Annotated in this window: 27 protein-coding genes and 1 tRNA gene; 16 read left to right on the forward strand and 12 right to left on the reverse strand. The window is 70.5% G+C overall.

Annotation, left to right across the window (positions count from 1 at the left end; translation table 11 throughout):
- The first annotated feature begins 103 nt into the window (after positions 1-103).
- Positions 104-778, forward strand: a complete 675-nt coding sequence (locus LX14_RS05030; protein WP_253646159.1) for a Crp/Fnr family transcriptional regulator — start codon at positions 104-106, stop codon at positions 776-778.
- Between the two features lie 25 nt (positions 779-803).
- Positions 804-2,231, forward strand: a complete 1,428-nt coding sequence (locus LX14_RS05035) for an amidase (RefSeq protein ID WP_253646160.1) — start codon at positions 804-806, stop codon at positions 2,229-2,231.
- Between the two features lies 1 nt (position 2,232).
- Here the strand turns inward: LX14_RS05035 and LX14_RS20870 are convergent, their stop codons facing one another.
- Together LX14_RS20870 and nicT are read right to left on the reverse strand one after the other, a co-directional pair.
- Positions 2,233-2,844 (reverse strand): cold-shock protein, encoded by a 612-nt coding sequence (locus tag LX14_RS20870; protein WP_253646161.1) that lies wholly within the window; start codon positions 2,842-2,844, stop codon positions 2,233-2,235.
- A 57-nt stretch (positions 2,845-2,901) separates the two neighbouring features.
- Positions 2,902-3,918: a Nickel transporter NicT gene (nicT, locus tag LX14_RS05045; RefSeq protein ID WP_253646162.1), complete on the reverse strand. Its 1,017-nt coding sequence runs from the start codon at positions 3,916-3,918 to the stop codon at positions 2,902-2,904.
- Between the two features lie 175 nt (positions 3,919-4,093).
- Between nicT and LX14_RS05050 the strand changes: the two genes are divergently transcribed.
- Complete coding sequence (locus LX14_RS05050) at positions 4,094-4,951, forward strand: Gfo/Idh/MocA family protein (RefSeq protein ID WP_253646163.1); 858 nt, start codon at positions 4,094-4,096, stop codon at positions 4,949-4,951.
- 126 nt (positions 4,952-5,077) lie between these two features.
- Here LX14_RS05050 and LX14_RS05055 read toward each other — a convergent pair whose 3' ends face one another.
- Entirely contained in the window at positions 5,078-5,728 is a 651-nt protein-coding gene (locus LX14_RS05055; protein ID WP_253646164.1) for a uracil-DNA glycosylase, read from the reverse strand.
- Between the two features lie 101 nt (positions 5,729-5,829).
- Here LX14_RS05055 and LX14_RS05060 point away from each other — a divergent pair, with 101 nt between their 5' ends.
- From LX14_RS05060 to crcB (LX14_RS05090), 7 genes are all read left to right on the forward strand, one after another.
- Positions 5,830-7,251 (forward strand): chloride channel protein, encoded by a 1,422-nt coding sequence (locus tag LX14_RS05060; RefSeq protein ID WP_253646165.1) that lies wholly within the window; start codon positions 5,830-5,832, stop codon positions 7,249-7,251.
- Positions 7,252-7,277: 26 nt separating this feature from the next.
- The gene (locus tag LX14_RS05065; RefSeq protein ID WP_253647895.1) at positions 7,278-8,210 is read left to right on the forward strand and encodes a LysR family transcriptional regulator; all 933 of its coding nucleotides are present in this window, start codon (positions 7,278-7,280) and stop codon (positions 8,208-8,210) included.
- Between the two features lie 78 nt (positions 8,211-8,288).
- Positions 8,289-9,443: a TDT family transporter gene (locus tag LX14_RS05070; RefSeq protein ID WP_253646166.1), complete on the forward strand. Its 1,155-nt coding sequence runs from the start codon at positions 8,289-8,291 to the stop codon at positions 9,441-9,443.
- Positions 9,444-9,474: 31 nt separating this feature from the next.
- Entirely contained in the window at positions 9,475-9,849 is a 375-nt protein-coding gene (locus tag LX14_RS05075) for a DUF1330 domain-containing protein (protein ID WP_253646167.1), read from the forward strand.
- Positions 9,850-9,932: 83 nt separating this feature from the next.
- Complete coding sequence (locus LX14_RS05080) at positions 9,933-10,787, forward strand: MBL fold metallo-hydrolase (RefSeq protein ID WP_253646168.1); 855 nt, start codon at positions 9,933-9,935, stop codon at positions 10,785-10,787.
- Positions 10,784-11,200, forward strand: a complete 417-nt coding sequence (gene crcB / locus LX14_RS05085) for a fluoride efflux transporter CrcB (protein ID WP_253646169.1) — start codon at positions 10,784-10,786, stop codon at positions 11,198-11,200. The genes LX14_RS05080 and crcB (LX14_RS05085) overlap by 4 nt, the downstream gene beginning before the upstream one ends.
- Positions 11,197-11,565, forward strand: a complete 369-nt coding sequence (crcB, locus tag LX14_RS05090) for a fluoride efflux transporter CrcB (RefSeq protein WP_253646170.1) — start codon at positions 11,197-11,199, stop codon at positions 11,563-11,565. Before crcB (LX14_RS05085) ends, crcB (LX14_RS05090) begins: the two co-directional genes overlap by 4 nt.
- 6 nt (positions 11,566-11,571) lie before the next feature.
- Here crcB (LX14_RS05090) and LX14_RS05095 read toward each other — a convergent pair whose 3' ends face one another.
- A complete protein-coding gene (locus LX14_RS05095) occupies positions 11,572-12,042 on the reverse strand; it encodes a RidA family protein (RefSeq protein WP_253646171.1) in 471 nt (156 codons plus the stop codon).
- A 5-nt stretch (positions 12,043-12,047) separates the two neighbouring features.
- Positions 12,048-12,212, reverse strand: a complete 165-nt coding sequence (gene sp36 / locus LX14_RS05100) for a Sp36 family protein (RefSeq protein WP_253646172.1) — start codon at positions 12,210-12,212, stop codon at positions 12,048-12,050.
- A gap of 120 nt (positions 12,213-12,332) precedes the next feature.
- On the opposite strand from sp36, the gene bagA reads away from it, so the two are divergent.
- Positions 12,333-13,355: an ATPase BagA gene (bagA, locus tag LX14_RS05105; RefSeq protein ID WP_253646173.1), complete on the forward strand. Its 1,023-nt coding sequence runs from the start codon at positions 12,333-12,335 to the stop codon at positions 13,353-13,355.
- Between the two features lies 1 nt (position 13,356).
- Positions 13,357-14,454, forward strand: coding sequence for an ArsA family ATPase (gene bagB / locus LX14_RS05110; protein WP_253646174.1), 1,098 nt, complete (start codon positions 13,357-13,359; stop codon positions 14,452-14,454).
- Positions 14,455-14,507: 53 nt separating this feature from the next.
- Here the strand turns inward: bagB and LX14_RS05115 are convergent, their stop codons facing one another.
- Complete coding sequence (locus tag LX14_RS05115; protein ID WP_253646175.1) at positions 14,508-14,822, reverse strand: WhiB family transcriptional regulator; 315 nt, start codon at positions 14,820-14,822, stop codon at positions 14,508-14,510.
- Positions 14,823-15,084: 262 nt separating this feature from the next.
- Between LX14_RS05115 and LX14_RS05120 the strand changes: the two genes are divergently transcribed.
- A complete protein-coding gene (locus tag LX14_RS05120) occupies positions 15,085-17,544 on the forward strand; it encodes a penicillin-binding protein (protein ID WP_253647896.1) in 2,460 nt (819 codons plus the stop codon).
- A 21-nt stretch (positions 17,545-17,565) separates the two neighbouring features.
- Here LX14_RS05120 and LX14_RS05125 read toward each other — a convergent pair whose 3' ends face one another.
- The gene (locus tag LX14_RS05125) at positions 17,566-18,039 is read right to left on the reverse strand and encodes a GatB/YqeY domain-containing protein (protein ID WP_253646176.1); all 474 of its coding nucleotides are present in this window, start codon (positions 18,037-18,039) and stop codon (positions 17,566-17,568) included.
- A gap of 132 nt (positions 18,040-18,171) precedes the next feature.
- Between LX14_RS05125 and LX14_RS05130 the strand changes: the two genes are divergently transcribed.
- Positions 18,172-19,173: a metallophosphoesterase gene (locus LX14_RS05130; RefSeq protein WP_253646177.1), complete on the forward strand. Its 1,002-nt coding sequence runs from the start codon at positions 18,172-18,174 to the stop codon at positions 19,171-19,173.
- Here LX14_RS05130 and LX14_RS05135 read toward each other — a convergent pair.
- Positions 19,094-20,674, reverse strand: a complete 1,581-nt coding sequence (locus tag LX14_RS05135) for an MFS transporter (RefSeq protein WP_253646178.1) — start codon at positions 20,672-20,674, stop codon at positions 19,094-19,096. The genes LX14_RS05130 and LX14_RS05135 overlap by 80 nt on opposite strands.
- Before the next feature lie 79 nt (positions 20,675-20,753).
- Here LX14_RS05135 and LX14_RS05140 point away from each other — a divergent pair, with 79 nt between their 5' ends.
- Positions 20,754-21,437, forward strand: a complete 684-nt coding sequence (locus LX14_RS05140) for a TetR/AcrR family transcriptional regulator (protein WP_253646179.1) — start codon at positions 20,754-20,756, stop codon at positions 21,435-21,437.
- A 72-nt stretch (positions 21,438-21,509) separates the two neighbouring features.
- Positions 21,510-21,583 (forward strand) — tRNA-Pro (locus tag LX14_RS05145).
- Between the two features lie 95 nt (positions 21,584-21,678).
- Here LX14_RS05145 and LX14_RS05150 read toward each other — a convergent pair.
- The 4 genes from LX14_RS05150 to LX14_RS05165 all read right to left on the reverse strand — a co-directional run bounded on the left by LX14_RS05150 (position 21,679) and on the right by LX14_RS05165 (position 26,263).
- Positions 21,679-22,143: a group II truncated hemoglobin gene (locus LX14_RS05150; RefSeq protein WP_253646180.1), complete on the reverse strand. Its 465-nt coding sequence runs from the start codon at positions 22,141-22,143 to the stop codon at positions 21,679-21,681.
- A 110-nt stretch (positions 22,144-22,253) separates the two neighbouring features.
- The gene (gene arr, locus LX14_RS05155) at positions 22,254-22,682 is read right to left on the reverse strand and encodes an NAD(+)--rifampin ADP-ribosyltransferase (RefSeq protein ID WP_253646181.1); all 429 of its coding nucleotides are present in this window, start codon (positions 22,680-22,682) and stop codon (positions 22,254-22,256) included.
- Between the two features lie 117 nt (positions 22,683-22,799).
- Entirely contained in the window at positions 22,800-23,744 is a 945-nt protein-coding gene (locus LX14_RS05160; protein WP_253646182.1) for an ABC transporter permease, read from the reverse strand.
- On the reverse strand, positions 23,741-26,263 hold the full coding sequence (locus tag LX14_RS05165) for an alpha/beta fold hydrolase (protein ID WP_253646183.1): 2,523 nt from the start codon (positions 26,261-26,263) through the stop codon (positions 23,741-23,743). The genes LX14_RS05160 and LX14_RS05165 overlap by 4 nt, the downstream gene beginning before the upstream one ends.
- Positions 26,264-26,296 lie beyond the last annotated feature (33 nt).

Consider the following 26,296-nt stretch of genomic DNA (forward strand, 5'->3'; position numbering starts at 1 on the left):
GGTCGTAGACTCGACATCACATGTGAGTGACACATCTGACACTCACCACGACGGGCGTGCGAGAACACCGCCGCTCACGCCGACGGCGATGAAAGGGACGTACGTGGAGGAAGTACTGGCCAGGGCCGGCATCTTTCAGGGAGTCGAGCCCAGCGCGGTGGCCGCTCTCACCAAGCAGCTACAGCCCGTCGACTTCCCTCGCGGTCACGTGATCTTCAACGAGGGCGAGCCGGGCGACCGGCTCTACATCATCCTCAGCGGCAAGGTGAAGGTCGGCCGACGGTCGACCGACGGTCGCGAGAACCTGCTGACCATCATGGGTCCGTCGGACATGTTCGGTGAGCTGTCCATCTTCGATCCCGGCCCCCGGACGTCGTCGGCCACCACGGTGACCGAGGTCCGTACGGTCTCCATGGACCGCGACGCCCTGCGCGCGTGGATCGCCGACCGCCCCGAGATCGCCGAGCAGTTGCTGCGCGTCCTGGCCCGTCGTCTGCGGCGCACCAACAACAACCTCGCCGACCTCATCTTCACCGACGTCCCGGGTCGCGTCGCCAAGCAGCTCCTGCAGCTCGCGCAGCGCTTCGGCACCCAGGAGGCCGGGGCTCTCCGCGTCACCCACGACCTCACGCAGGAGGAGATCGCCCAGCTCGTCGGCGCCTCCCGCGAGACCGTGAACAAGGCACTGGCCGACTTCGCCCAGCGTGGATGGTTGCGGCTCGAGGGCAAGAGCGTCCTCATCGCCGACTCCGAGCGTTTGGCGCGTCGCGCCCGCTGACGCCGCGTCGGACCGGGTGAGCACCGTGACCGACGTGTGGCTCCGTGACGCCTCCGCCGCCGAACTGGCCGAGGCGATCCACTCGGGACAGGTCACGTCCCGGCGGGTCGTCGAATTCCACATCGGTCGCCTCCGCAGCCGGTCGTCGCTGACGTCCGTCGTCGCCGACCGGTACGACGCCGCCCTCGACGAGGCCGATGCCGTCGACGCGCGGATCGCCTCGGGTGAGGCGCCCGGCGGTCCGCTCGCGGGGGTGCCGTGCACGGTGAAGGAGTCGATCCCCGTCACCGGGATGCCGCACACCGCGGGGATGGCGAGCCGACGCGGCATCGTCTCCCCGACCGACGCCGTCGCCGTCCAGCGCATCCGTGCAGCCGGGGCGATCGTCCTCGGCGTCACCAACACCGCCGAGCTCTGTCTCGGCATCGAGAGCACCAACAGCGTCCACGGCCGGACCAACAACCCCTACGACGAGCGCCGGGTCTCCGGTGGGTCCTCGGGTGGTGAGGGCGCCGCGATCGGCAGCGGCGGCAGCCCCATCGGGATCGGCGGTGACACCGGCGGGTCGATCCGGATCCCGTCGTTCTACTGCGGCGTGTTCGGGCACAAGCCGTCGCCGGGTCTCGTGCCCGCGAACGAGAGCGTCCCGTCGCTGGCGGGCGACGCCGACCTCGACACGATGGAGACGCTGGGCCCGATGGCCCGCCGCGCGGGCGATCTCATGCCGCTGCTGCGGATCCTCGCCGACGACGACGGAACCCGATGCGGGGAAGTCGGATCCGTCGACCTCGACGGGCTCACCGTCGTCGTGCCGACGAAGTCGTCGTTCGTGCGGCCGATGAACCGCGCCGTCCGGGACGCCCGCGACGCTGCCGGTCGGGCGCTCGCCGAGGCCGGCGCCGACGTGACCTGGCAACCGATGCCCGGGATGCGTCGCGTGATCGCCAGCTACCTCATGGAACTGCGCCGCCATGCCGGGATGCCGGTCATGTCCCTGTTCGACTCGCTGTCGGAGAAGCCGGGTCGCCACCTCACGCCGGCCGTCCTGCGGGCCGACAGCCTGCAGCTGCGCCTGGCGATGATCGGCGACCGCATCCCCGAACTGCTCCCCAAGCCCGGGCGCGACCTGCTCGACCGGTACGCCCGCGAACTCGCCGACGAGGTGTTCACCGCCGTCGGCGACGGCGTCATGCTGCATCCCCCGTTGCCCGCGCCGGCACCCCTGCACCACGGGACGCTCGCCCGGCCCTGGCTGTTCGGCGGGGCCGCGATGTTCAACATGCTCGGCATGGCCGTCACCGAGGTGCCGCTGGGCTTCGATCCCCGCGGTCTGCCCGTCGGCGTGCAGGTCGCCGCCGCGCCCGGCAACGACCACGTCGCCATCGCCGTCGCCGAACACCTCGAGTCGGTCTTCGGCGGCTGGGTCGCCCCCGAGGACGTCACCCGCGCCTGACTCAGGCCTCCGGCGACGCGATCACGTCGACATCGGATGCGCGGAACGCGAAGCCGTCCTGAGATGCGGCCTCCCAGGCGAACTCGACGCGCGCGCCGGGTGTCAGCACCCGATAGCCGGTTCCATGGACCTCGCTGAAGTGGACCCATGCACCGCCGGGTGTCGCGTCCGAATCGACCACACCCCAGCCCTCCTCCGGATGCCACCCGCGAACGACACCCGTGGTCCGGGGTAGCGGAGGTCGCGGAGGAACCGGCGGCAGGTTGTACGGATCGACCTCCCGCATGATCGTGACGCCGTCCTCGCGGGTTGCACTCATCCATAGCGAAGTCCGGTACGCGCCCGTCGACGGCGAATCCGGCGCGGCACACCGCGACGGCCACACATCGGTGATCTCGGGCCCGTAGGCGTCGTCCCCTGTTCGCCAGAAGAAGTCGACGACCTCGCCGGTGTCGAGACCGTGGGTCTCGAGTCCGTCCGAGGTGTCGACGGTCACGGCCTCACGCCGGATCGCCCACGCCGAGGCGACGCACCCACCCGGGATGTCATCCGAGTCGATGATCCCCTGGCCCGCGTCGAAGTCCCATGATCGGACGATGCCTGTGCTCCTCACGGCGGGTCAGCGTAGGCGCGGGAGCGATCACCGGTCACCCGGTTTTCGACCCGGCGTTCACCGACCCTCGGGCGACCACCTGCGCTCGATGTCGCCGATACGCCAGATGGCCAGGGCGAGGGCCCAACTGGCGACGAAGAGAGCGACCACCACGTAGCCCGCGTACTCGAGGTCGATGGCACCGATCCAGGCCAGCGGGCCCGAGGTGATCCCGAGCTTGTCCGCGAGCAACCCGATGAGCTCGATCCCACCGATCAGCAGCGCGACCGCCACCGACAGCGCCGTCACCGTCACGTTGTAGAACAGTCGTCGCGCGGGTCGTTGGTGCGCCCAGCCGTAGGCGTAGTGCATGACGGCCCCGTCGAGGCTGTCGAACAACGACATCCCGGCGGTGAACAGCACCGGCAGCGTGAGGATCGCGTACCAGGGCAGGCTGACGGCGGCGGTCCCGGCGAGCACGAGCAGCGACACCTCGGTCGCCGTGTCGAACCCGAGTCCGAACAGCAGCCCGACCGGGTACATGTGCCACGGCGCGCGGACGACGCCGAGGAACCGTCCGACGACCCGGGTCATCACGCCACGTTCGCTGAGCCGCGCATCGAGCTCTGCCTCGTCGAACCGGCCGTCACGCATGTCCCGAACGATCTGTCGGATACGCAGCAGCACAACGAGGTTGAGTACGCCGATGGCGATGAGGAACAGCCCCGAGACGCTCGTGCCGAACACGCCGGTGACCGTCTGCAGCGTCGAGGAGTCGTCGTCGATCTGCGAGGCCAGCGCGCGGACACCGGCCGCGAGCAGCAGACACAACCCGAACACGACCGTGGAGTGTCCGAGGGAGAACCAGAAGCCGACCGTCAGCGGTCGACGTCCGTCGACGACGAGTTTGCGGGTGGTGTTGTCGATGGCGGCAATGTGGTCGGCGTCGAAGGCGTGTCGCATGCCCAGCGTGTACGCGGTGACACCCAACCCGATGCCGAACACCGCTCCCCCGGCCATCCGGTGGTCGCCCGACGCGACGGCGATCAGCGCGGCGAACCCGATGACGTGCAGTGCGACGACGGCGCCGGCCATCGCAAGGAGCGGACGGAGGTCGCCCCGCCGGAACCCCCCACGTGGCACCGCCGGAGCGTCGGGGGTGTTCGTCGACATGGACCTGCCTTCTCTCCGGGTGCCTGATTCCTAGCAGGTGCCGCGACCGGCCGCATCGCGGAGAGCGCACGGGGTCTCCGGCGATACGCTCGGCCCCATGCGTATCGCCGTCGTCGGTGCCGGCCCCTGGGCGCTCGAGACCCACTACCCGGCACTCCTCGCCCATCCCGATGTCGATGTCGTCGGGGGGTGGACCCGACGACCCGAGGCGGCCGGCGACCTGCCGGTATCCCGGTTCGAGAGCGTCGAGGCGATGCTCGACGCTGCCGACGCCGTCAGTCTCGCGGTACCACCCGACGCGCAGGCACCGATCGCGCTGCAGGCCGTCCGGGCGGGCAAGCACGTCATCCTCGACAAGCCGATCGCCGGATCGGTCGAGCAGGCCGCCGTACTCGCCGACGCCGTCGAGGCGGCGGGCGTTACGTCGATCGTCACGTTCACCCGGCGCTTCGCCCCCGAGACCCGGGCGTTCCTCGACGCGGCCCGGTCCGGGCAGTACGGGGGTGGGATCGGGCGGTGGCTGTCCGGCGCCCTGTTGGGCGGTCGCTACTCGTCGTCGCAGTGGCGCAAGGACGGCGGCGCGCTCCTCGATGTGGGGCCCCACGTCGTGGACCTGCTCGACGCGGCGCTCGGCGAGGTCACCGAGGTGGTCGACGCCCGCCTCGTCCCCGACGACCTGTGGCACATCACCCTCGGCCACGCGGGCGGGGCGACCTCGGCGCTGCAGTTGTCGCTGTGTGTCCCCGCACGTCCCACCGTCACCGAGTTCGCGGTACACGGCCGCGACGGCGTCGTCTCCCTGACCGATCGGTCGACGTCGTCGGTGGACTGCTTCACCACGCTGATCGACGAGTTCCTGGCCTCGGCCGCGTCCGGCACCCCGCATGCCTGCGACGTCCACCGGGGCCTGCACGTGCAGGAGGTCCTCGGCCGGGTGCTCGACGCGGTCGGGTGACGACGGACCCCCTGACGCTGTGGGCGGCAGGGGGTCCGGGTGTCCGATGCGCCGCATCCGCTCCGGTCGGGGGTCGAGAGCGGACCCGGCGGCATCGGGTGTCCGCAGGTGCGAACAGAGACGAACCTACGGTCGGTTCCTGTCGTCCCGATGCGACGACGCTGTCTGCCTGCTGTGGGCCCGGAGATGGGTGGACACCGCGGTGAAGGCCGTCTCGATCCGGCGCACGGCGTCGTCGCGCCCTCGGGCGTTGCGTTGCGACGGGTGGGGTGCGGCCACCACCGGCAGCAGGCGGCGGCCCGGCTCGGCGGTCAGGTAGCCCATGTACCCGGCGAGAGCCGGGCGCCCGAGAGTGAGGACCACCTCGACGTCCGTCGCCCGGGAGAGGACGTCGTGCAGCATGGCGCCGCCCTCGGCGAGCTCGAGCGCGGACGGCGACCGGGCGCCGCCTGCGTCGTCGAGGACGGCCCACGGGACGATGTTCCACTTCAGACAGTCCGAGCGGGGCGGCCCGTGCGTACCTCGCAGTGACGACAGCAACCGGTTGCTCGGGTCGGGGTTGTCCCCCGAGCAGAACCCGCTTCCGCCGGCGCGCATGGTGCGGGGCGCCGGCGACTCCATCAGGATCAGCAGCCGGGCCCGGACGCCACCGTCGTCCGGATCGAACCAGGGCACCATCGCGTGGTCGCGGCGCCAGGTCGCGACGAGCTCGTTGAGGGGTGCGACGTGCGGATCGCGGATGCGCGACAGCTTGTCACCGTTCACCGCGTCGACCACCTGTCGATGGTGGCACGGGTGTCACACCCACTGCTGGTGTGCTGCGGGGTCGTCCCCGACAATGCGGGGATGATGTCGGCCGGCACCGCGGAGACCCGACGATGACCTCGTCGGAGCGTCAGCGCCGCCCGCTGCCGCTGGTGAAGAAGCGAATGCCGTCCGGGCGCGGCTCCATGATCCAGCCGAACGTGACGAACGACGGGGACACGCCCCTGACACCGCGGTTCTGGGTGCTCGTCGCCGTGGTCGGCGTCGTGGCCGGGCTCGTGGGGATCGCCCTGATGCGTCTGCTGTTCCTCGTCGAACACCTCGCCTTCGGTGTCGGCAGCGACGGACAGGGGTTCACCGCCGCCGTCGAGCGGGCGGGCGGGTGGGAACGCGCCACCCCCGTGCTCGTCGCCGGCGTGATCGGCGGCGTCGGGTGGTATCTCCTGCGGAAGTTCACACCCGGCATGAAGTCCGAGGCCGACGAGGTCCTGTGGACCGGGGAGGGCCGGTTGTCGTTCCGACGCAGCGCCGGGACGTCGGTGCTGTCCGAGATCGTCATCGGCCTGGGAGCATCGCTCGGCCGTGAGGCCGCACCGAAGTTGATGGGCGCCGTGGCCGGCGGCCTCGTCGGCGAGTGGGCGCGACTGTCGGATGCGCAGCGGCGGTTGCTCGTCGCCTGTGGCGGTGGCGCCGGACTGGCAGCGGTCTACAACGTCCCGCTCGGCGGCGCCCTGTTCACCGCGGAGGTCCTGATCGGTTCGGTCACCCTGCCGACGGTGATGCCCGCGCTGGCCTGCGCGGCCGTCGCGACGATGGTCGCGTGGGTGTCGTTGGGCGACAACCCGATCTACCCCGGCGTGCCCGACTACGCCTTCGACGTGCGACTGCTCGTGTGGGCGGTCGTCGCCGGACCCGTCATCGGTGTCCTCGCCGCCGTGTACATCCGGTTCATCGGCTGGATCTCGTTCCGTGGGGCACGCGGGGCCTGGATCCTGGTCGCCATCCCGGTGGTGTTCGCCGGCCTCGCGGCGCTCGCCGTCGTGTACCCGCAGCTCTACGGCAACGGCCGGTCCATCGCCCACGACGCGTTCCTGGGCATCGGGAGCGTCGCGGTCCTCGCCGCGCTCGCCGTCCTCAAACCGGTCGTCACCGCTCTGTGTCTCGGCGCCGGGGCCTCGGGCGGGTTGTTCACCCCGGTGATGTGCACAGGCGCCGCGATCGGCGCCGTCGGCGGCATCCTGTTCGGCCACCTGTGGCCGGGCAGCCCGGTCGGTGCCTACGCCATGATCGGTGCCGCCGCGATGATCGGCGCCGGGATGCAGGCACCGCTCGCGGGCCTCCTGCTGGTCGTGGAGCTGACCCACAGCGGCCTGTCGTTGATGGCGCCGATGGTGGTCGCGACCGTCCTCGCGACCGCCGTGACCCGGCGCGTCGACGGCTACTCCATCTACTCCGCACGCATCGCGGGCGAGGCCCCCGTCGCCCCTGCCGTCGCGCCGATGACCTCGCCTCCCACCGACGGTGACGGGCGGTGATCGACGACCGCCGGCTGAGCCCGCGCATGCCGGATCTCGCCGCGCTCGAACTGCTCGTCGCCGTGGCCCGCACCGGCAGCCTCGGCGCCGCCGGACGCGAACTCGGGATGACCCAGCAGGCGGCGTCCGCGCGCATCCGGTCGATGGAGACCCGGACGGGGGTCGCACTGGTGCAGCGGTCCCCGCGGGGATCGACACTCACCGACCACGGCGCGCTGGTCGCCGAGTGGGGTTCCGCCGTGCTCGACGCCGCCCACCGCGTCGACGCCGGGCTCGCCGGGATCCGCGGCGAGTCCCGCGATCACCTCACCGTGGTCGCGAGCCAGACCATCGCCGAGCAGCTCCTGCCGCGCTGGCTGGTGTCGTCGCGCGCCGCTGCCGTCCGCGCGGGTGTGACCCCGCCCGAGGTGACGCTGACCGCGAGCAACAGCGACGGCGCCGTCGACGCGGTCCGCGGTGGACGCGCCGCGCTGGGGTTCGTCGAAGCGCCGGACGTGCCGTCGGACGTGCGCAGCCGGGTGGTCGCGCACGACGACCTGGTGCTCGTGGTCGCGCCGTCGCATCCGTGGGCCGGGTCCGGGGTCACCGTCGACGCGGCGACCCTCGCACGGACGCCGCTGGTCAGTCGTGAGGCGGGATCGGGGACGCGGTTGTTCCTCGACGCGGCCCTGCGGGCGGCGACAGGACCGGACCGCGCGCCGGTCGCCCCGGCCGCGGAGATGCCGACCGCATCCGGGGTCCGCGCGGCTGTCGCCGCCGATGCCGGCCCCGCCGTGATCAGCCGACTCGCCGTCTCCGACGACCTCGCGATGGGCCGCCTGGTCCTCGTCCCGACCACGGGACTCGATCTGAGCCGTCCCCTGCGGGCCATCTGGCTCGGCGGAGCGGCGCCTCCCGCCGGACCCGCTCGCGATCTCGTCGACCACATCGGCCGCGGCACCCACAACGCGGACCGGTGAGCTGCCACAACTCGCGGTTGTGAGCTCACGCTCGCAGGCGCTCTACCAGCGATGACCCTGTCGGCCGAGACTCATCTCATGACCGCAGCACACGCCGGATTCCCTCCCGTGACGTTCCCGCGGACGGCGAGTCGACGTGTCCTCGCCGAGCTCGAGCACCCGCGCGATGTCATCGCTCACATCACCCCGAACTGGTACGCGTCGGTGATGGGCACGGGGATCGTGGCCAACGCCGCGGCGACCCTGCCCCTGCAGTTCACGGGCCTGCACGCGTTCGCACTCGTCGTGTGGCTCATCGCGTCGGCCGCCCTGGTCGCGCTGACGGTCGCGTTCGCCGCGCACTGGGTGATGCACCGCGACAACGCCCGGGCCCACGCTGCGCATCCGGTCATGTCGCAGTTCTACGGCGCACCGCCGATGGCCATGCTGACCGTCGGCGCCGGCGCGATCACGCTGGGCCCGTCGCTGATCGGGACGAGCACCGCGGTGTGGATCGACGGGGTCCTGTGGACTGCGGGCACGCTGGCCGGCCTCGCGACCAGCGTGTTGATCCCGTTCCGCATGATCACCGCCCGCGATCACGGCACCGCCACGGCTCTGCCGGCCTGGTTGATGCCGATCGTGCCGCCCATGGTGTCGGCGTCGACCGGCGCGCTTCTGCTCGACCACGTCGCGGCCGGGCAGCCGCGACTGGCCCTGCTCGCCGCGTGCTACGCCATGTTCGGCCTGAGCCTGTGCCTCGGGATGATCACCATGACGATGATCTGGTCGCGACTCGTCCACAGCGGTGTACCCGCGGTCCAGGCCACCCCCACCGTGTGGATCACGCTCGGCGTGATCGGCCAGTCGATCACCGCGAGCAACCTGCTCGGCACCCACGCGGCATCGGTGTTCGTCGGGACGCAGGCCGAGATCGCGACCGGACTGCACGTGTTCGGCATCGCCTACGGGTTCGCGATGGGCGGCTTCGGGATTCTGGTGTTCGCGCTCGCCACCATGCTGACCGTCCACGCGGCGCGCCGGGGTCTGCGCTTCTCGCTCACCTGGTGGAGCTTCACCTTCCCGATCGGCACCTGCGTGACCGGCGCCACCGCACTCGGCACCGCCGCCGGGATCTCCGTCGTCCACGTCCTCGCCGTGGCGCTGTACGTCGTGCTCGTCGGGGCATGGGTCACGGTCGCCGCTCACACGCTGCGCGGGACCATCACCGGTCGAGTCTTCCTTCCCGCCTGACCATGCGACGGGCGTCTGTCACCATCGGGAGATGTCCACAGACCCGCGCGGCGCCGACCTCAAACGCTTCCTCGCCGAGGATCCCGGTGGCGAGGTCGTGATGCTCAACCTCCTGCGGTTCGCCGAGGGCGGACGGGAGTCGTACGCGCAGTACGCGGCCGCGCTGAACGAGAAGTTTCTCCCGCGCCACGGTGGCGAGGTGCTCTACGCGGGCGACGGGTCGACCGCGCTGGTCGCCGACGACGGACAGCAGTGGGACGCCGTGTTGATCGTCCGCTATCCCTCGCGTCGGGCGTTCTCGGAGATGGTGGCCGACCCGGCCTACCAGGAGGTGACGCAGCTGCGGACCCGCGCACTCACCGAAGCCGTGCTGCAGGCGACGTCGCCCTGGCCGACCACCATCTGAGAGCACAGCTCGACCGGCCTCACCCGCAGACCCCCGCGCATCGCCTGTTCACGACGATGCGGACACGGCGTAGCGTCAGCGCCATGGGCGCACCAGAGCATCCCGCGTACGAGACCCCCAGGCAGGTCACACCGTTCGCGTCGGTGGTGCTGTGTGAGAACCCCGGGATGATGGAGCTCGACGGCACCAACACCTGGATCCTGAGGGCCCCCGGCCGGTCCGACTGCGTCGTCGTCGATCCGGGACCGAAGAAGCATCGCGACCACCTGCGCCGCGTCGCCGAGCAGGGCGAGGTGGTGCTCACGCTGATCACCCACCGCCACCGCGACCACACCGGCGCCATCAAGCGGTTCCACGCGATGACCGGCGCACCGGTACGTGCGCGCACCGAGGAGCACTGCCGCGACGGCGCACGACTCGCCGACCGCGAGGTCATCGAGGCGGCGGGTCTGCGGATCACCGTCCTCACCACCCCCGGTCACACCGGCGACTCGGTCAGCTTCCTCGTCGAACATGTCGCTGTCGACGACCCGGCGAACACGGCGACCGACGAGCCGGCGCGCGTCGTCGGACGCGCAATGGTCACCGGGGACACCATCCTCGGCTCCGGCACCACCGTGCTCGACCCGACCGACGGCACCCTGCGCGACTACATGAACTCGCTGAACCGGCTCATCGTCGAGGGCACCGACTGTGCGATCCTCCCCGGGCACGGGCCCGACCATCCCGATCTCATCCCGGTCGCCCAGTTCTACAAGCGGCACCGTGAGGAGCGGATCGACCAGATCCGTTCCGCCATCGCCGATCTCGGCACCACCCCGGAGAAGGCGAAGCCGATGAAGCTGGTGCGTCGCGTCTACCGTGACGTCGACAAGAAGCTGTGGCCCGCCGCGCGGATGTCGGTGAAGGCGCAGCTGCAGTACCTCCGCGAGGCGTGACACACCTCCGACCGGGCGCCCTGGCGCTCGTCTTCCTCGGCGGGATCGTCGGCACCGCATCACGCTACGGACTCGAGGAGGCGTTCCCGCACCACGGGACCGGTTGGCCCACAGGAACATTCGTGGCGAACATGCTCGGGGCGTTCGCCCTCGGTCTGCTGCTCGAGGCCCTCGTCCGTCTCGGCGACGACACCGGGCGTCGACGAGATGTGCGGCTGCTCCTGGGCGTCGGGTTCTGCGGAGCGTTCACCACCTACAGCACGCTCGCGCTGGAGATCTCGTTGTTCGTGCGGGACGACGCCGTGGGGATGGCCGTGCTCTACGGGGTGGTGTCGGTGCTCGCCGGCCTCGTCGCGGTGTGGCTCGGGATCGTCACGGCGACCGCTCTGGTCCGTCGCGGGGTCGAGTCGTGATCGTCGCCCTCGTGTTTCTCGCCGGGGCTCTCGGGAGTGTCACCCGGTTCGTGGTCGACTCCGAGGTCAAGGCGCGGCTGGCGCCCCGATTCCCCTGGGCGACGGTCGGTATCAACATCTCCGGCTCGTTCGTCCTCGGGGTGCTCGCCGGTGCTGTTCTGTTCCACGCCGCATCACCCGACTGGCAGACGGTACTGGGCACCGGGTTCTGCGGCGGCTACACGACGTTCAGCACCGCGAGCGTCGAGACCGTCCGGCTGGCGCAGGCGCGACGACATGCCGCCGCGCTGATCAATCTGCTCGGCACCCTGGGGCTGTCGGTCGGCGCCTGCGCACTCGGATTGGTGCTCGCCTCCGCCGCCTAGACGGGTCTAGCTCGTGACCTCGACGATCAGTTCCACCTCGACCGGTGAGCCGAGCGGCAGTTCCGCCACTCCGACCGCGGACCGCGCGTGGTGCCCGGCGGTACCGAAGATCTCGCCGATGAGGTCCGATGCGCCGTTGAGGACACCGGGCTGACCGGTGAACCCCGGCGCCGACGCGACGAACCCGACCACCTTGACCACACGGACCACGGTGTCGATCCCGACCAGTCCGTGGACCGCGGCGAGAGCGTTGAGGGCGCACAGCCGCGCCGCCTGCGTGGCCTGCTCCGGGCGGACGACACCCTCGGCGCCGTCGGACACCTTGCCGTGCAGGGTCAGTTCACCGTCGGCCATCGGCAACTGCCCGGAGGTGTAGACGAGCGAACCGGACTGGACGGCCGGGTAGTAGACCCCGAGAGGCGCGACCACCTTGGGCAGTTCGATGCCCAGCTCCGACAACCGCTGCGACCAGGTCACGGGGCTCAGCCCTTCGGACGCTTGAGGTAGGCGACGTGCTGCTCGCCGGTGGGTCCCGGCAGGACGCTGACCAGCTCCCACCCGTCGGCGCCCCACGTGTCGAGGATCTGCTTGGTCGCGTGGGTCAGCAGAGGCACGGTCGCGTATTCCCAGCGGGTGAGCTCACTCATGCCGCCACCCTATCCACTCGGGCGTGCCCCGCATCACCCGCCGATCGGCGTTGGCGGGACCCGCGCGTCGATATCCTCGGAGATGTGGCGCAACAACCCGCGACCGATACGCAACGACGCGTGACCGACCTGAACAAGGCTGTCACCGAGTCCGGCGATGCCTGGCCCGAGAGCGCACGCCGCGCCCGGCTGCACTTCGTCTCCGGCAAGGGCGGCACCGGCAAGACGACCCTCGCCTCCGCACTCGCCCTGGCCCTGGCCGGCGAGGGCAAGAAGGTGCTCCTGGTCGAGTCGGAGGGACGTCAGGGCCTCGCCCAACTCTTCGACAGGCCGCCGCTGCCGCCGACCGAGACCAAGATCGCCACCGCCGAGGGCGGCGGGCAGGTGCACGGGCTCGCGATCGACATCGAGCACGCGCTCCTCGAATACCTCGACATGTTCTACAACCTCGGTTTCGCCGGTCGCGCGATGCGCCGTATCGGTGCGATCGACTTCGTGACCACCGTCGCGCCGGGTCTCCGGGACGTGCTGATCACCGGGAAGATCAAGGAGTGCGTGATCCGCGTCGACGACAGCGGCCGTCCCGTCTACGACGCGATCGTGGTCGACGCACCGCCGACCGGACGCATCGGCAACTTCCTCGATGTGACCACGGCGATGCGTGACCTCACCAAGACCGGCCCGATCCGGAACCAGAGCGACGGTGTCGCACAGTTGCTGCACTCGGAGAACACCGTCGTGCACCTGGTGACGCTGCTGGAGGCCATGCCGATCCAGGAGACGATCGACGCCGTGGCCGAGCTGCGCGGCAAGGACCTGCCCGTCGGCGCACTCATCGTCAACCGCGTCGCGCCGCCACACCTGTCCGACGACCAGATCGATCCCGTCGCCGAGGGTGACGTGGACGGACCGGCGCTGGCGGAGGCGCTCACCCGCGCCGGACTCACGGCCACCGACGCCGACCTGCAGGGCTTGCTGACCGAGGCCATCGAACACGCCGGCCGGGTCCAGGCCCAGCAGGTGGCCAAGTCCCAACTCGACGAGATCGATGTCGCGGCTGTCGAGATCCCGTCGTTCGACGACGGCGTCGACCTCGGTCGCGTCTACGAGATCGCGGCGCTGCTGCGCCAGGCAGGTGCATGAGATGACCGAACGACTGCAGATGGGCCGTGTCCTGGCCGACAGCAACACCCGGGTGGTCGTGTGTTGCGGGGCCGGCGGTGTCGGCAAGACCACGACGGCGGCGGCGATGGCCGTCCACGCCGCGGAGCAGGGACGCAGGGTCGTCGTGCTCACCATCGACCCGGCGCGACGCCTCGCGCAGTCGCTGGGGATGAGCGAGCTGACCAACACCCCGCAGCCGGTCGCGATCGACGGCCGCGGATCGCTCGACGCGATGATGCTCGACATGCGTCGCACCTTCGACGAGATGGTGACGCAGTACTCGACGCCCGACCGCGCCGAGGCGATCATGAACAACCCCTTCTACCAAACGGTCGCCACCTCGTTCTCCGGGACGCAGGAGTACATGGCGATGGAGAAGCTGGGTCAGCTGATCGCGCTCGACAAGTGGGATCTCATCGTCGTCGACACCCCACCGTCGCGGAACGCTCTGGACTTCCTCGACGCGCCGGCACGTCTGGGCTCGTTCCTCAGCGGACGCCTGATGAAGGTGCTGCTCGGCGGGGGCCGCGGCGTGGGCCGCGTGGTCACCGGCGTCGTCAGCCTGGCGATGCGCGGCGTCTCGACGATCGTCGGCGGCGACACCCTGCGTGACGTGTCGACCTTCGTGCAGTCCCTCGACGCGATGTTCGGTGGTTTCCAGGACCGCGCCTCGACGACCTACGCACTGCTCAAGCGGCCCGGCACGCAGTTCGTGGTGGTCGCGGCGGCGGAACCCGATGCGCTGCGGGAGGCCGCGTTCTTCGTCGAGCGGCTGTCGGAGGAGTCGATGCCGCTGGCCGGGCTGATCCTCAACCGGACGCATCCGAACCTGACGACCATCAGCGCCGACGCCGCGCGCTCGGCACTGGAGTCCGCCGACGACCCGCTGGCGCGGGCCGTGCTGTCGATCCACGCCGAGAGGACGACGACCGGTCGTCGCGAACTGCAGCTGCTGCAGCGGTTCACGTCGTCGCACCCGGGCGTGCCCATCGTGGGCGTGCCGTCGCTGCCGTTCGAGGTGGCCGACATGACCGCCCTCAGGGCGGTCGTCGAACAGATCGTCGGCGACGCGGTCTAGCTCGACCGACCGGGCGAACCGGCCAGGTCAGACGGCTGGCTCAGGCGGCCGGGTCAGACGGCATCGGCGTGACGCCGACGCTGCAGCTCGAAGAACTCGCCCCACGAGGTGACCTCGGGGTGCTGGCGGAGCAGTGCGCGGCGCTGACGCTCGGTCATGCCACCCCACACGCCGAACTCCACGCGGTTGTCGAGGGCGTCGGCCCCGCACTCCAGCTGCACCGGGCAGTGGCGGCAGATCGTCGCGGCCTTGCGCTGGGCGGCGCCGCGGACGAACAGCTCGTCGGGGTCACCCCCACGGCAACGCGCCTGTGACACCCATGCGAGACGGGCCTCTGCTTCTTTGGTGGTCACTGCCGCGTCGGCCATAGCCAAACCCCTGTCTGCGGTGCGAACACGCCGCCGGGGCGTGGTGGGCCACTTTTCCCGGCAACTGTTATGTGGATCACATTCGGTACATCAATCTAGGTATCAGCGACAGTGAGCGTCAAGTCGGGGGGCCATACGAAGTGGGACCGGCGTGCAACCTGGATCGAGACGGGCGTGCAGCACGGCCGTGACCGCGGCGTCGCCGGGCCCTCTCAGAACCGACCCGTATCCTGTGCTCGTGTCCGATGTCACCCGCCGCCCGGTGCGGTCCCGTGCGCTCTGGGTCCTCCTCGGGTGTTGTGTCCTCGCGGGCGTCCTCGTCGCCGCGCTGATCTTCCCGCTGGCCGGCGGGGTGGGCCTGCTCACCACGAAGGCCGCGACCACCGTCGAGAACTCGTCGTCGGAGCTGCTGGACGGAACCGTCCCCGAGGTCACGACGATGACCGACTCCACCGGGCGACCCATCGCGTATCTCTACGACCAGCGTCGCCAGCAGGTCGCCTACGACGACATCTCACCGGACATGATCCGGGCGATCATCTCCATCGAGGACCGTCGCTTCCTCGAGCACGACGGCGTCGACTGGAAGGGCACCATCCGCGCCTTCCTCAAGAACTCCTCGTCGGGCGAGGTCCAGCAGGGTGCGTCGACGCTCGACCAGCAGTACGTGAAGAACTACCAACTGCTGGTGCTCGCCCGCAGCGAGGCGGACCGCGAGGCGGCCACCGCCACCACCCCGGCGCGCAAGCTCCGCGAGGCGCGGATGGCACTCACCCTGGAGCAGACGCTCACCGATCAGGCCATGCGGGACCGCAACATCGACCGCGCCGCGGCCAAGCAGGAGGCGAAGAAGGAGATCGTCACCCGCTACCTGAACATCGTCCCGTTCGGCAACGGCGCGTACGGGATCGAGGCGGCGGCGCAGACCTACTTCGGCAAGCCCGCGAAGGCCCTCACCGTCACGGAGTCGGCGATGTTGGCCGGCATGGTGCAGTCGAGCTCGGCACTGAACCCGTACACGAACCAGTCCGGCGTCACCGATCGTCGGAACCTGGTGTTGGACACCATGAAGCAGAACTTCCCGGCCCGGGCCGCGGAGTTCGAGGCGGACAAGGGACAGCCGCTCGGTGTGCTCCCGCAACCGCGGTCGCTGCCCCAGGGATGCATCTCCTCCGGCGACAACGGCTTCTTCTGCGACTACGCGCTGCAGTTCCTGGCCGAGAACGGGATCAGCCGCGACGCGGTGCTGCGCGGCGGGTACACGATCCGCACCACCCTCGACCCGCAGGTGCAGCAGGCGACGCACTCCGCCGTGCAGTCCGTGGCCGCACCGGATCTCACCGGCATCGCGAACGTCATGAACGTCATCAAGCCGGGCACGAACTCGCACGACCTCCTCGCGATGACGTCGAGCCGTGAGTACGGCCTGGACGCCAACCGGGATCAGACCGTTCAGCCGCAACCGTTCTCGATGGTCGGCGACGGCGCCGGCTCGGTCTTCAAGATCTTCACGGTCGCGGCGGCGATGGAGAAGGGGCTCGGGACGTCGGCCTCGCTGGACGTCCCGACGACCTACCAGGCCAAGGGGATGGGCTCGTCGGGCGGCGTGAACGGCTGCCCCGTCAACACCTACTGCGTGAAGAACGACGGTCGCTACCCGCGGACGATGTCCATCACCAACGCCCTCGCGCAGTCGCCGAACACGGCGTTCGTGAAGCTGCTGCAGCAGGTCGGTGTCCCGTCCGCGGTCGACATGGCGGTGAAGCTCGGCATGCGGTCCTACGCGCAGCCCGGCACCGCGGGCCAGGGCGACCTGAGCCTGGCCGACTACACCAAGCGCGGCAACTTCGGCTCGTTCACGCTGGGCCCGAACGCCGTCAACCCGCTCGAGCTCGCGAACGTGGCGGCGACGTTGTCGTCGGGCGGGGTGTGGTGCCCGCCGAACCCGATCGCCTCGATCACGCAGAAGAAGCGGGACCGCTACGGCAACACGGTGGTCGGGTCCAACGGCCAGCCGGAGACGACGCAGGTCGCCTTCACCCCGCCGAAGTGCGAGCAGGTCGTCCCGCAGGGCCTCGCCCACTCGCTGGCCAACGCGCTCTCCGCCGACGACCGCGGGGGCGGCACGTCCGCGGGCGCCGCGCGCTCCGCCGGATGGTCCCTGCCCGTCTCGGCCAAGACGGGGACCACCGAGGCGCACCGCTCGTCGGCGTTCCTCGGGTTCACCAACAACTTCGCCGGGGCCAGCTACATCTACGGCGACTCGACGAGCCCGGAGGACATCTGCTCGTCACCGCTGCGCCAGTGCTACGGCGGCGATCTGTACGGCGGCCTCGAACCGGCGCGTACCTGGTACAACGCGATCCTGCCGGTCGCGGACAAGTTCGGACCGACCTCCCTGCCGCCGACCGATCCGCAGTACGTCGAGGGCAGCAACCAGGGCCGGGTGCCCAACGTGGTCGGCCTGACGGCGAGCGCCGCGACGCAGCGTCTGCAGGAGAACGGTTTCCAGGTCGATCAGGAGACAACGACCAGCGCGGAGAGCGCCGGGACGGTCACCGGGACCGCGCCCTCGGGGACCGCCATCCCCGGCAGCACCGTGGTCATCTACGTCAGCGACGGTCAGGGTCGGGTCACCAACACCCCGGACCCCGGACCCCGTCTACCGCCGACGACGATCCAGATCCCCGGCATCGGCCCGATCGTCATCCCGGGCGGATAGCCCGGGTCGGCCGGTCGCGCGTCAGCCGAGTGCGGCTCGCACTGCGTCCGACAAGCGCTTGCCGTCGGCGCGGCCGGCGGCCTTCGTCTTGGCGATCCCCATGACCTGACCCATCTGGCGCATGCCGGGGGCCTCGCCGAGGTCGGCGGCCACCTGGTCGACGGCCTCCTGCACGAGGGACTGCAGACCCTCGTCGTCGAGCGGGGTCGGCAGGTACTCGGCGATGATGGCCGCCTCGGCACGCTCGGCGTCGGCCAGCTCGCCGCGACCGTTCTCGTCGTAGATGGCCGCGGACTCACCGCGCTTCTTGCTCTCCCGCATGAGCACCGCGAGCACCTGCTCGTCGGAGAGTTCCGTCGCCTGCGCGCCGGCCACCTCCTCGGCCCCGATCGCCGCGATGAGCATCCGCAGCGTCGCGGTGGTCGCGGTGTCCCGGGCCTTCATCGCCGCGGTCAGATCGGTGCGGATGCGCTGTTTCAGGGGTGCGTCGGCCATGGCGCCACCGTAGTGCGGATGCCGCGCGCCGGGACCCGGCGGCGACAACGGACCGCCTCCGGCCGCGACAACGGACCGCCTCCGGCGGCGACAACGCTCCACCTCGTGGCGTGCGGCCGCTATCCTGGCCGGATGGACGCGTTCGATCCGGTGCGGCGAGCTGTCGGGGCCTCGCCTGAGCGCCTCACCCGCATACAGCAGACCGCGGCGGTCACCGCCGGAGCGGCGGCGGCAGGTCTCGCCTACGCCACGCTCATCGAGCGCAACGCGTTCGTCCTGCGCCATCAGACGATGAACGTCCTCGAGCCCGGGTCGAGCACCCTGCGCGTGCTGCACATCAGCGACATCCACATGCTGCCGAACCAGCGGTTGAAGCAGGCGTGGATCTCCGAGCTCGAGGCCCTCGAACCGGATCTGGTCGTCAACACCGGCGACAACCTCGCCCACCCGCAGGCGGTGCCGTCGGTCATCCAGTCGCTCGGCGGGCTGCTGTCGCGTCCGGGCCTGTTCGTCTTCGGCTCCAACGACTACTTCGGGCCCACGCCGAAGAACCCGCTGAAGTACTTCAAGAAGGACCACAAGCGGAGCCACGGCGCGCCGCTGCCCTGGCAGGACCTGCGCGCGGCGTTCACCGAGCGCGGCTGGCTCGACGCGACGCACACCATCCGCGAGCTCGAGGTCGCCGGTGTCCGCGTGGCCGCGGCCGGCGTCGACGACCCGCACATCGGCCGCGACCGCTACGAGACCGTCGCAGGGCGGCCGAACCCGCTCGCACACCTGAGGCTGGGTCTCACCCACTCACCCGAGCCCCGTGTCCTCGACCAGTTCGCCGACGACGGCTACGACCTCGTGATGGCGGGCCACACGCACGGTGGGCAGCTGTGCCTGCCGCTGGTGGGCGCGCTGGTGACCAACTGCAACATCGACCGGTCGCGCGTGAAGGGCCCGTCGAGCTGGGGTGCGTCGATGAAACTGCACGTCAGCGCCGGCCTGGGCACATCGCCGTATGCGCCGGCCCGGTTCTGCTGCCGCCCGGAGGCGACGTTGCTGACGCTCACCCCTGTGTCGCACGGCGACGCGGAATACGACGAGGAGCAGTCGGTCCCGCCTCTCGCGGAGACGCGTCGGGGCTGACCGCTTCGTCCTGCTCGACCGTCGGATGTGCCGGTAGGTAGACAAGGGTCAGGATCGCGGCCACTGCTGTGACCGCACCCGCGACTATGCAGCCCGTGGTGAAGCCGTCCACGAAGCTCGCCCGCGCAGCGTCGGCGAGGCGGGCACCGGCCTCCGCGCCGAGTCGGCCGAACTGGGCGGCAGCCTGTTCCGAGGCGGCGAGTGCCGCACCCACCGACTCCCGCGCGGGCTCGCGGAGTGGTTCCGGGAGCGAGCCGGCACCCAGATGGTCGCGGTAGACCGACAGCGCCACCGATCCGATCACCGCGACGCCGAGGGTGCCTCCCAGCTCGCGGGTGGCGTCGTTGACCGCTGAACCCATGCCCGCCTTGTCCGGCGACACGACGCCCATGATGGCCTCGGTCGCGGGGGTGCTGGTCAGTCCGATGCCGGCACCCAGGAACACCATCTGGCCCACGACGATCCAGTAGCTGGTGTCGGTCGAGAGCGTCGACGCCCATCCGAAGGCCGCGCTCAGGGACACCAGACCCAGCGCGACGACCACCTTCGACCCGATGGCCACCGCGATCCGGGGTCCCAGGATCGAGGCGACCGCGATGGACCCTGCCACCGGCAACATGCGCACGCCGGTCTCGAGGGCGCCGTAGTCGCGAACCGACTGGAAGTACTGGGTCACCAGGAAGATGAACCCGAACAGCGCGAAGAACGCGCTGGTCACGGCACCGCTGGCCGCGGTGAAGCGCAAGTTGGTGAACAGTCGGACATCCAGCATCGGATGTTCGACGCGAACCTCCTGCAGCACGAAGACCACCAGGACGACAGCAGCGACCGCGAACCCGACCAGGGTGGGAACCGACGCCCAGCCGCGGTCGGGGGCCTCGATGATCGTGTAGACGAGCGCCCCGAGGGCGACAGTCGACAGGACAAGTCCGATCCGATCGAGCGGCGGCGTGGACGGATCCTTCGAGTTCGGCACGTACCGCAGCGCGAACAGGAGGGTCCCCGCGGCGGCGAGACCGTTGAACACGAGGATCGACCCCCACCAGAAGGACTCGAGCAGCGCACCGCCGACCACCGGCCCCACGGCGACCGACAGTCCGGTTGCCGCACCCCACATCCCCAGTGCCATCACGCGTTCCGACCGTTCCGTGAACACGTTCGTCAGGATCGACAGGGTCACGGGGTAGACCATCGCGGCGGCGACTCCCGCCAGGACCCGCCACGCGATGAGCGCGTCGGGACTGCCGCTCAGCGCGCCACCGACCGACGCGACGAGGAACAGGCCGAGGCCCGCGAGCAGCATCGGCCGGCGACCGAACCGGTCGCTGAGAGAACCGCCCGCCAGCACCAGCGCCGCGAACGCGAGGTTGAACGCGTCGACGATCCACAGCAGATCCCGGGTCGACGCACCGATCTCGGTCACCAACGACGGAAGGGCGATGTTGATGATCGTCGTCGAGACGTTCACGACGAACACGGCCAGGCAGAGGGTGATCAACACGGCAGTCTTGTTCGTGACCGCAGATCGACGTCGCGTCAGCATAATGAAGTTATAGCAGATGCTGTGGAACGATGGCGCGATGCGATCGGCACCCGACCCCGATGGGCGTGGAGCCGACGAACCGGTGCGCGAACGCCTCATCCGATCCACCGTCCGACTGCTGGCCGACGCCGGCCCCGGCGAGATCAAGGTCCGGCGGATCACCGACGACGCAGGCGTCTCGACCATCGCCGTCTACCACCACTTCGGGGGCCTGGCCGAGCTACTGCGCGCTGTGGTCGAGCGGGGGTACGCCAACCTGCGGGCGGCCATGGTCGCGGCGTCCACAGCCGATCCCGACCCCGGGGTGCAGCTGTTCGCCATCGCGCTGTCGACGCGGGATGTGGCGCAACGCAACGCCCACCTCTACGACATGATGTTCGGCCTCTCGACACGGGGCACCTACCGCCACATCGCATCTCCCGAGCACGGCCACGACGACGGGTTCGCCGCCGCGTACGCGGTCCTCGTCGAGGTGTGCGACCGTCTCGTGCAGTCGGGACGCGTCACGATCGACGACCCCCAACAGATCGCCGCGGAGCTGTGGAGCGCCGTCCACGGCTTCGTCACCCTGGAGATGGCGGGGTACTTCGCCCACTTCGACGACCCCGTGACGAGCGTGCTCCGACCGATGGCCGTCAACCACTTCGTCGGCATGGGCGACGAGCGTGCCCGCGCCGAGTCCGGGGCCGACGAGGCGCTGCGATGGTGGTCGCACCGGTGACCGGTGCGGCCGATTTCGACCGCGGGTGATCGGGGCGGTAGGCTGGTCGAGGTCGTCCGCAAGGACAGCCACCGGGGTGTGGCGCAGCTTGGTAGCGTGCCTCGTTCGGGACGAGGAGGTCGTGGGTTCGAATCCCGCCACCCCGACAGGACGTCAGTCCGACAGATGTGTTGGTTGAGACACAGCAGATGAGGCCCTGACCAGGGAAACCCGGTCAGGGCTTCCTCGTTTCACGCGGTTGTCACCCTCCGGGCTCGTACGGCGGGGCGACGCCCCAGCCCCACCTGGGCACCGGAGCCTGCCTGATCGGCTGCGCGCCCGGCTGCGAGTTCGCCATCGCCAACCGCGTACCCCACTCGACGTAGGCGAGCAGTGCCGACCGGAACTCAGGATCGTCGGGGAGGCCGGCGGCGTCGGCGGCGATGCTCATGAGCTCCACGAATCGGCGGCGCTGCTCGGCGGTGATCCCCAGGTCGATGTGGTGCGCGAGCATGGTGGAGTACCCGCCGTGTTCGCTGGTGTACCGGGCCGGGCCGCCGAACACCTCCACCCACCACACGGTGACGTGTGCTCGGTGTTCTTCCGACACCCCACCGGGAAACATCGGTGCGAGCAGGTCGTCGCGTTCGACGCGGTCGTAGAAGGCGTCGAGGAGTCGCCTCAGCGCTTGCTCACCGCCAGCCCACTCGATCAGAGTCGGGGTCATCCCCCAATGAGAACAGAGTCGGCGGCCGCTGTCGTCCGATCGATTCCGTCGCCATCACGACCGGACACCGACATGCGCGACGTCAGACGTGCGTCCACGTCAGCGCCGGATCAGTCGATGATGACGTCGAGCCCCCGCTCGCGGAGTCCCCTGAGTCCGGCCGTCATGGCGTCGATCTGCTCGGGCGTGTGCCCGGTCCAGTCGATCAGTTCACCCACGACGCGCAGCGGCTCCAGCGACCGGTAGGACCGCGTCGGATTCCCGGGCAGCTTCTTGTCGGTGACGTTCGGGTCGTCCTCGACATCCCCGAGAGGCTCGACGACGTAGATCCGGGGCGGCCCGTCGCCCTGCGCGAGCTCCGCTCCCCACGCGGCCGCGTCGAGTGTCTGCGTCATGTAGATGTGCCGCAGCGGCCGTTCCCGGAAGTTGGATCCGCGTCCCGGCGCGAGCAGGTCGCCGACGGCGAGGTCGGCTCGCGTGCCGTGCAGGTACGCCCCCGACTCGTGGACCTCGAACGGTGTGGGTGGGTTGCTCGTCATGTGGTCTCCCCATCTGCCTGACGCGGTGTGCGCCGGAGCAGTCTGGACCACCCACGGGGTCTTGCCGCAAGCCCCTCCTCCACCCATAATCTGAGATGGGACGAGGGTGCGACGAGGTCAGCTGACGATGTCCTTGCGGCCGAACCACCACCACGACGCCCCGAACAGGATCGCCGCGTAGATCAGTGAGATCCCCACACCGCGCGCCATGTCCTCCCACACCACACTCGGGTTGAGGGCGTCCAGCCACGCGAATTGATAATGGGTGGGCAGGAACTGGCGGTACGGGTCCAGCGCCGAGATCGAGTCGAGGATGTTCGACAGGATCACCAGCATCGTCGCGCCACCGACCGCACCCAGTGGTGCGTCCGTCACCACGCTCAGCAGGAACGCGAAGCCCGCGACCACCAGCGACTGGATCAGGGTGTAGCCCACCACGATCGCCAACCGTTGCAGGGTCTCGGCACTCGTGAACTCACCGCCGAGTGGCGACCTCGCCGGACCCCACCCGAAGAAGAGTCCCCCGACGACGTACGCCCACACCGGCAGCAGGATCAGCACGACCGCACTCGACGCGAGTCCGACGATCAGCTTCTGCCGCAACAGGTGTGACCGTCGGACCGGGATCACCAGCAGATACCGCAGCGACGCCCACCCGGCCTCACTCGCCACCGTGTCGCCGCAGAACAGTGCCACGAGCACGGTGAGGAGGAACGAGCCGGCGGCGAACTCGGTGAACAGCGCGAAATTCGCGCCGCCCGCGGTCGCCAGCGAGTACAGGGCCGACGTCTGACGTCCGCCGCCCGAGTCCGACCCACCGGCCGTCGACGGGTCGTCGGAGCTGAGCGAGAAGGCGATCGCGATGATCGGCGGCAGGATCACCAGCAGCACCGCGGCCACCTGCGTGCGCCGTCGACGGAGCTGTCGGATCGTCTCGACGCGCAGGCCCAGGGTCCGGCGCGGGTGCAGATCCACCGGTTGCACGGCACCGAGTCCGTCGAGGCGATCGTGCACACCCTTACGGGTGGCCGCCACCCTCGCGGTGGGCTCCTGGTCGCTCATCGCGACTCCTCTCCGATCAGGTCGAGGAAGGCCTCTTCGAGGTGACGACGGGACTCGACGACGTCCGAGGCGATCCCCGCCTCCGACAGGACACGTTGTGCCGCATCCACATCCGCCACCGACAGCGTCGACGACGCCGCACCGGCGAGATCGGCGACCGACCCCGTGGTGATGAGCCGACCCTTGTGCATCACGACGACGTGGCTACAGGTCTGCTCCACCTCCGACAGCAGGTGGCTGGACACCACGACGGTGCGTCCGGTTGCGGCGTAGCGCCGCATGACCTCGCGCATCTCGGCGATCTGCGGCGGGTCGAGACCGTTGGTGGGCTCGTCGAGGATGAGCAGCTCCGGCAGTCCGAGCATCGCCTGCGCGATGGCCAGCCGCTGGCGCATGCCCTGGCTGTACTTGCGGACCTTGCGGTCGACCGAGGCCCCCAGGCCGGCGATCTCGAGAGCGGTCTCGACGTCGGCCTCCTCCCGCGGACGGCCTGTCGCGGCCCAGAACAGGTCGAGGTTCTCGCGGCCCGAGAGATGCGGCAGCAGCCCGGGCCCCTCGATGAACGCCCCGACGCGGGCGAGGACGTCGGAGCCGGGGCCGACGGTCTCGCCGAACAGGCGGATGGACCCCTCCGTCGGGGCGATCAGGCCGACCATCATGCGCAGCACCGTCGTCTTGCCGGCGCCGTTGGGGCCGAGCAGACCGACGACCTGTCCACGCTCGACCGAGAACGACACCCCGTCGACGGCGCGGTAGGAGTCGCCGTACTCCTTCACCAGGGAGTCCACGACGATCGGCGTGGTATCACCGAGGGCGTCGGCGCGGTCGCGACGGTTGCGTCGCCACCCGGCCAGCACGATGCCCGCGATGAGCACGAGGATCGCGACCACGCCGGCGACCGGCCATCCCCACGGGAACGGTGTCGACGTCGCACGTCCGGACAGCGTGGTGAGCGCGAGCGTGGGCTGATCCAGGGCGATCGAGTAGGTGCGGGCGTCGTCGGGCAGTCGGTAGCCGAGGTCGGTCGTCGAGACCTGCACGGCCAGTCGGTGTCCGCCGGCGACCGTGCGCACCACGGTGGGCAGCGGCACGGTCACCGCGCGGGGCTGTCCCGGGGTGAGTCCGGTCAGCCGCACCGGCGTCACGAGACCCGACGGCTGGGTGCGCTGGCCGTCGGGGGCGACGTCGACCAGGGACACGAACAGCGTCGCGTCGGTCGTGGTGCGAGGCGTCACGCGCAGACGCACCGACGACGACCCACCGACCAGGGTGTCCGACGACAGCGGCGCGGACACGAACCCGCCCGCCTGGCCGGGTATCGCCGACAGGGCCGATCCGCCGGTCACCGACGCCGCCGTCGCGAGCAGGCTGCCGATGCCGGGGACGGCGGTGATGGCGGTCGGGGTGCCACCCGCGGGGGCGTTGATCGTCTGCGCGGGTCCGAGAAGTGGCAGCTGCGTGGTCTTCTGCCCGTCGGCGAGCGACGACGCGGTCAGCTGACGCGGCGTGGACCGGCCCGTCTGCGTCGAGAGCGCGGCATCGGGCACGGACGCGGCGAAGCCGTCGCGCGGGGTCTGCCGGTCCGTCAGCACCTCGGTGAACCAATCACGCGCCTGCGCCGTCGGGTCGCCGCCGGGCTGATCGTGGCCGCCGGAGCGCCACACCATCCGCACGGGCGCACCCGTCGCCCGGATCCCCGCGGCGTTGCGCACGGCCTGGTCCAGCGGGAACAGCGAGTCCTGCTGTCCCTGGCTCAGCAGCGTGGGGACGGTGATCCTCGACAGGACCGACGCCGGGCTCGACGCCTCCATGAGTCTGTTCAGCTCGGCGGTGGGCGCCCCCGCCGCGGCCGACGCCTGGTAGGCGGCACACACGTCGGGCGCGAACGTCCCACACCCGGAGGCCGTCCCGGTCCGCGCGGCCTGGGAGAAGAGCTGGCCCGCCCATCCCTGCTTGAAGACCTCGTCGGTGCCCTGCCCCGCGGTGGGGAACAGCGCCTGCGACAACCGGTTCCACGTGATGTCGGCGGCGACCGCGTCGACGCGGCGGTCGTAGGCGGCGGTGAGCAGCGCGAGCGCGCCGCCGTACGACGCTCCGGCCACACCCACCCGGGGACTGCCGTCGGCGTCCTCGCGCACCTGCGGCATCCCGGCGAGCACGTCGATCATGCGGCGGGCGTCGGCCACCTCGTAGTCGGGGCTGTCGAGGTGGATCAGTCCGCCCGACGCACCGAACCCGCGCGCGGAGTAGGTGATGACGACGAAACCGCGCCCCGCGAGATCCCGTGCCTGCGCGCGGAGATCGTCCTTGGACCCGCCGAATCCGTGGGCCAGCACCACCGCCGGCGCCGGTGTCGTCGTCGCGGGCAGGAACAGCGAGGTGTCGAGCGAGACCGGCGTCGACCCCTCCGGCACACCGGCCACGCTCATCGCCTTCTCGGTGACGCCCGCGTCGTCGTCACCGGAGGTCGAGACCACGGCCGCGACGATGGCGACGATCAGGACCACGAGAAGCGCCACCGCGACCCACAGGCGGCGACCGCGCGTCAGGGT

Source organism: Williamsia deligens (genome assembly GCF_024171765.1).
GTDB lineage: Bacteria > Actinomycetota > Actinomycetes > Mycobacteriales > Mycobacteriaceae > Williamsia_A > Williamsia_A deligens.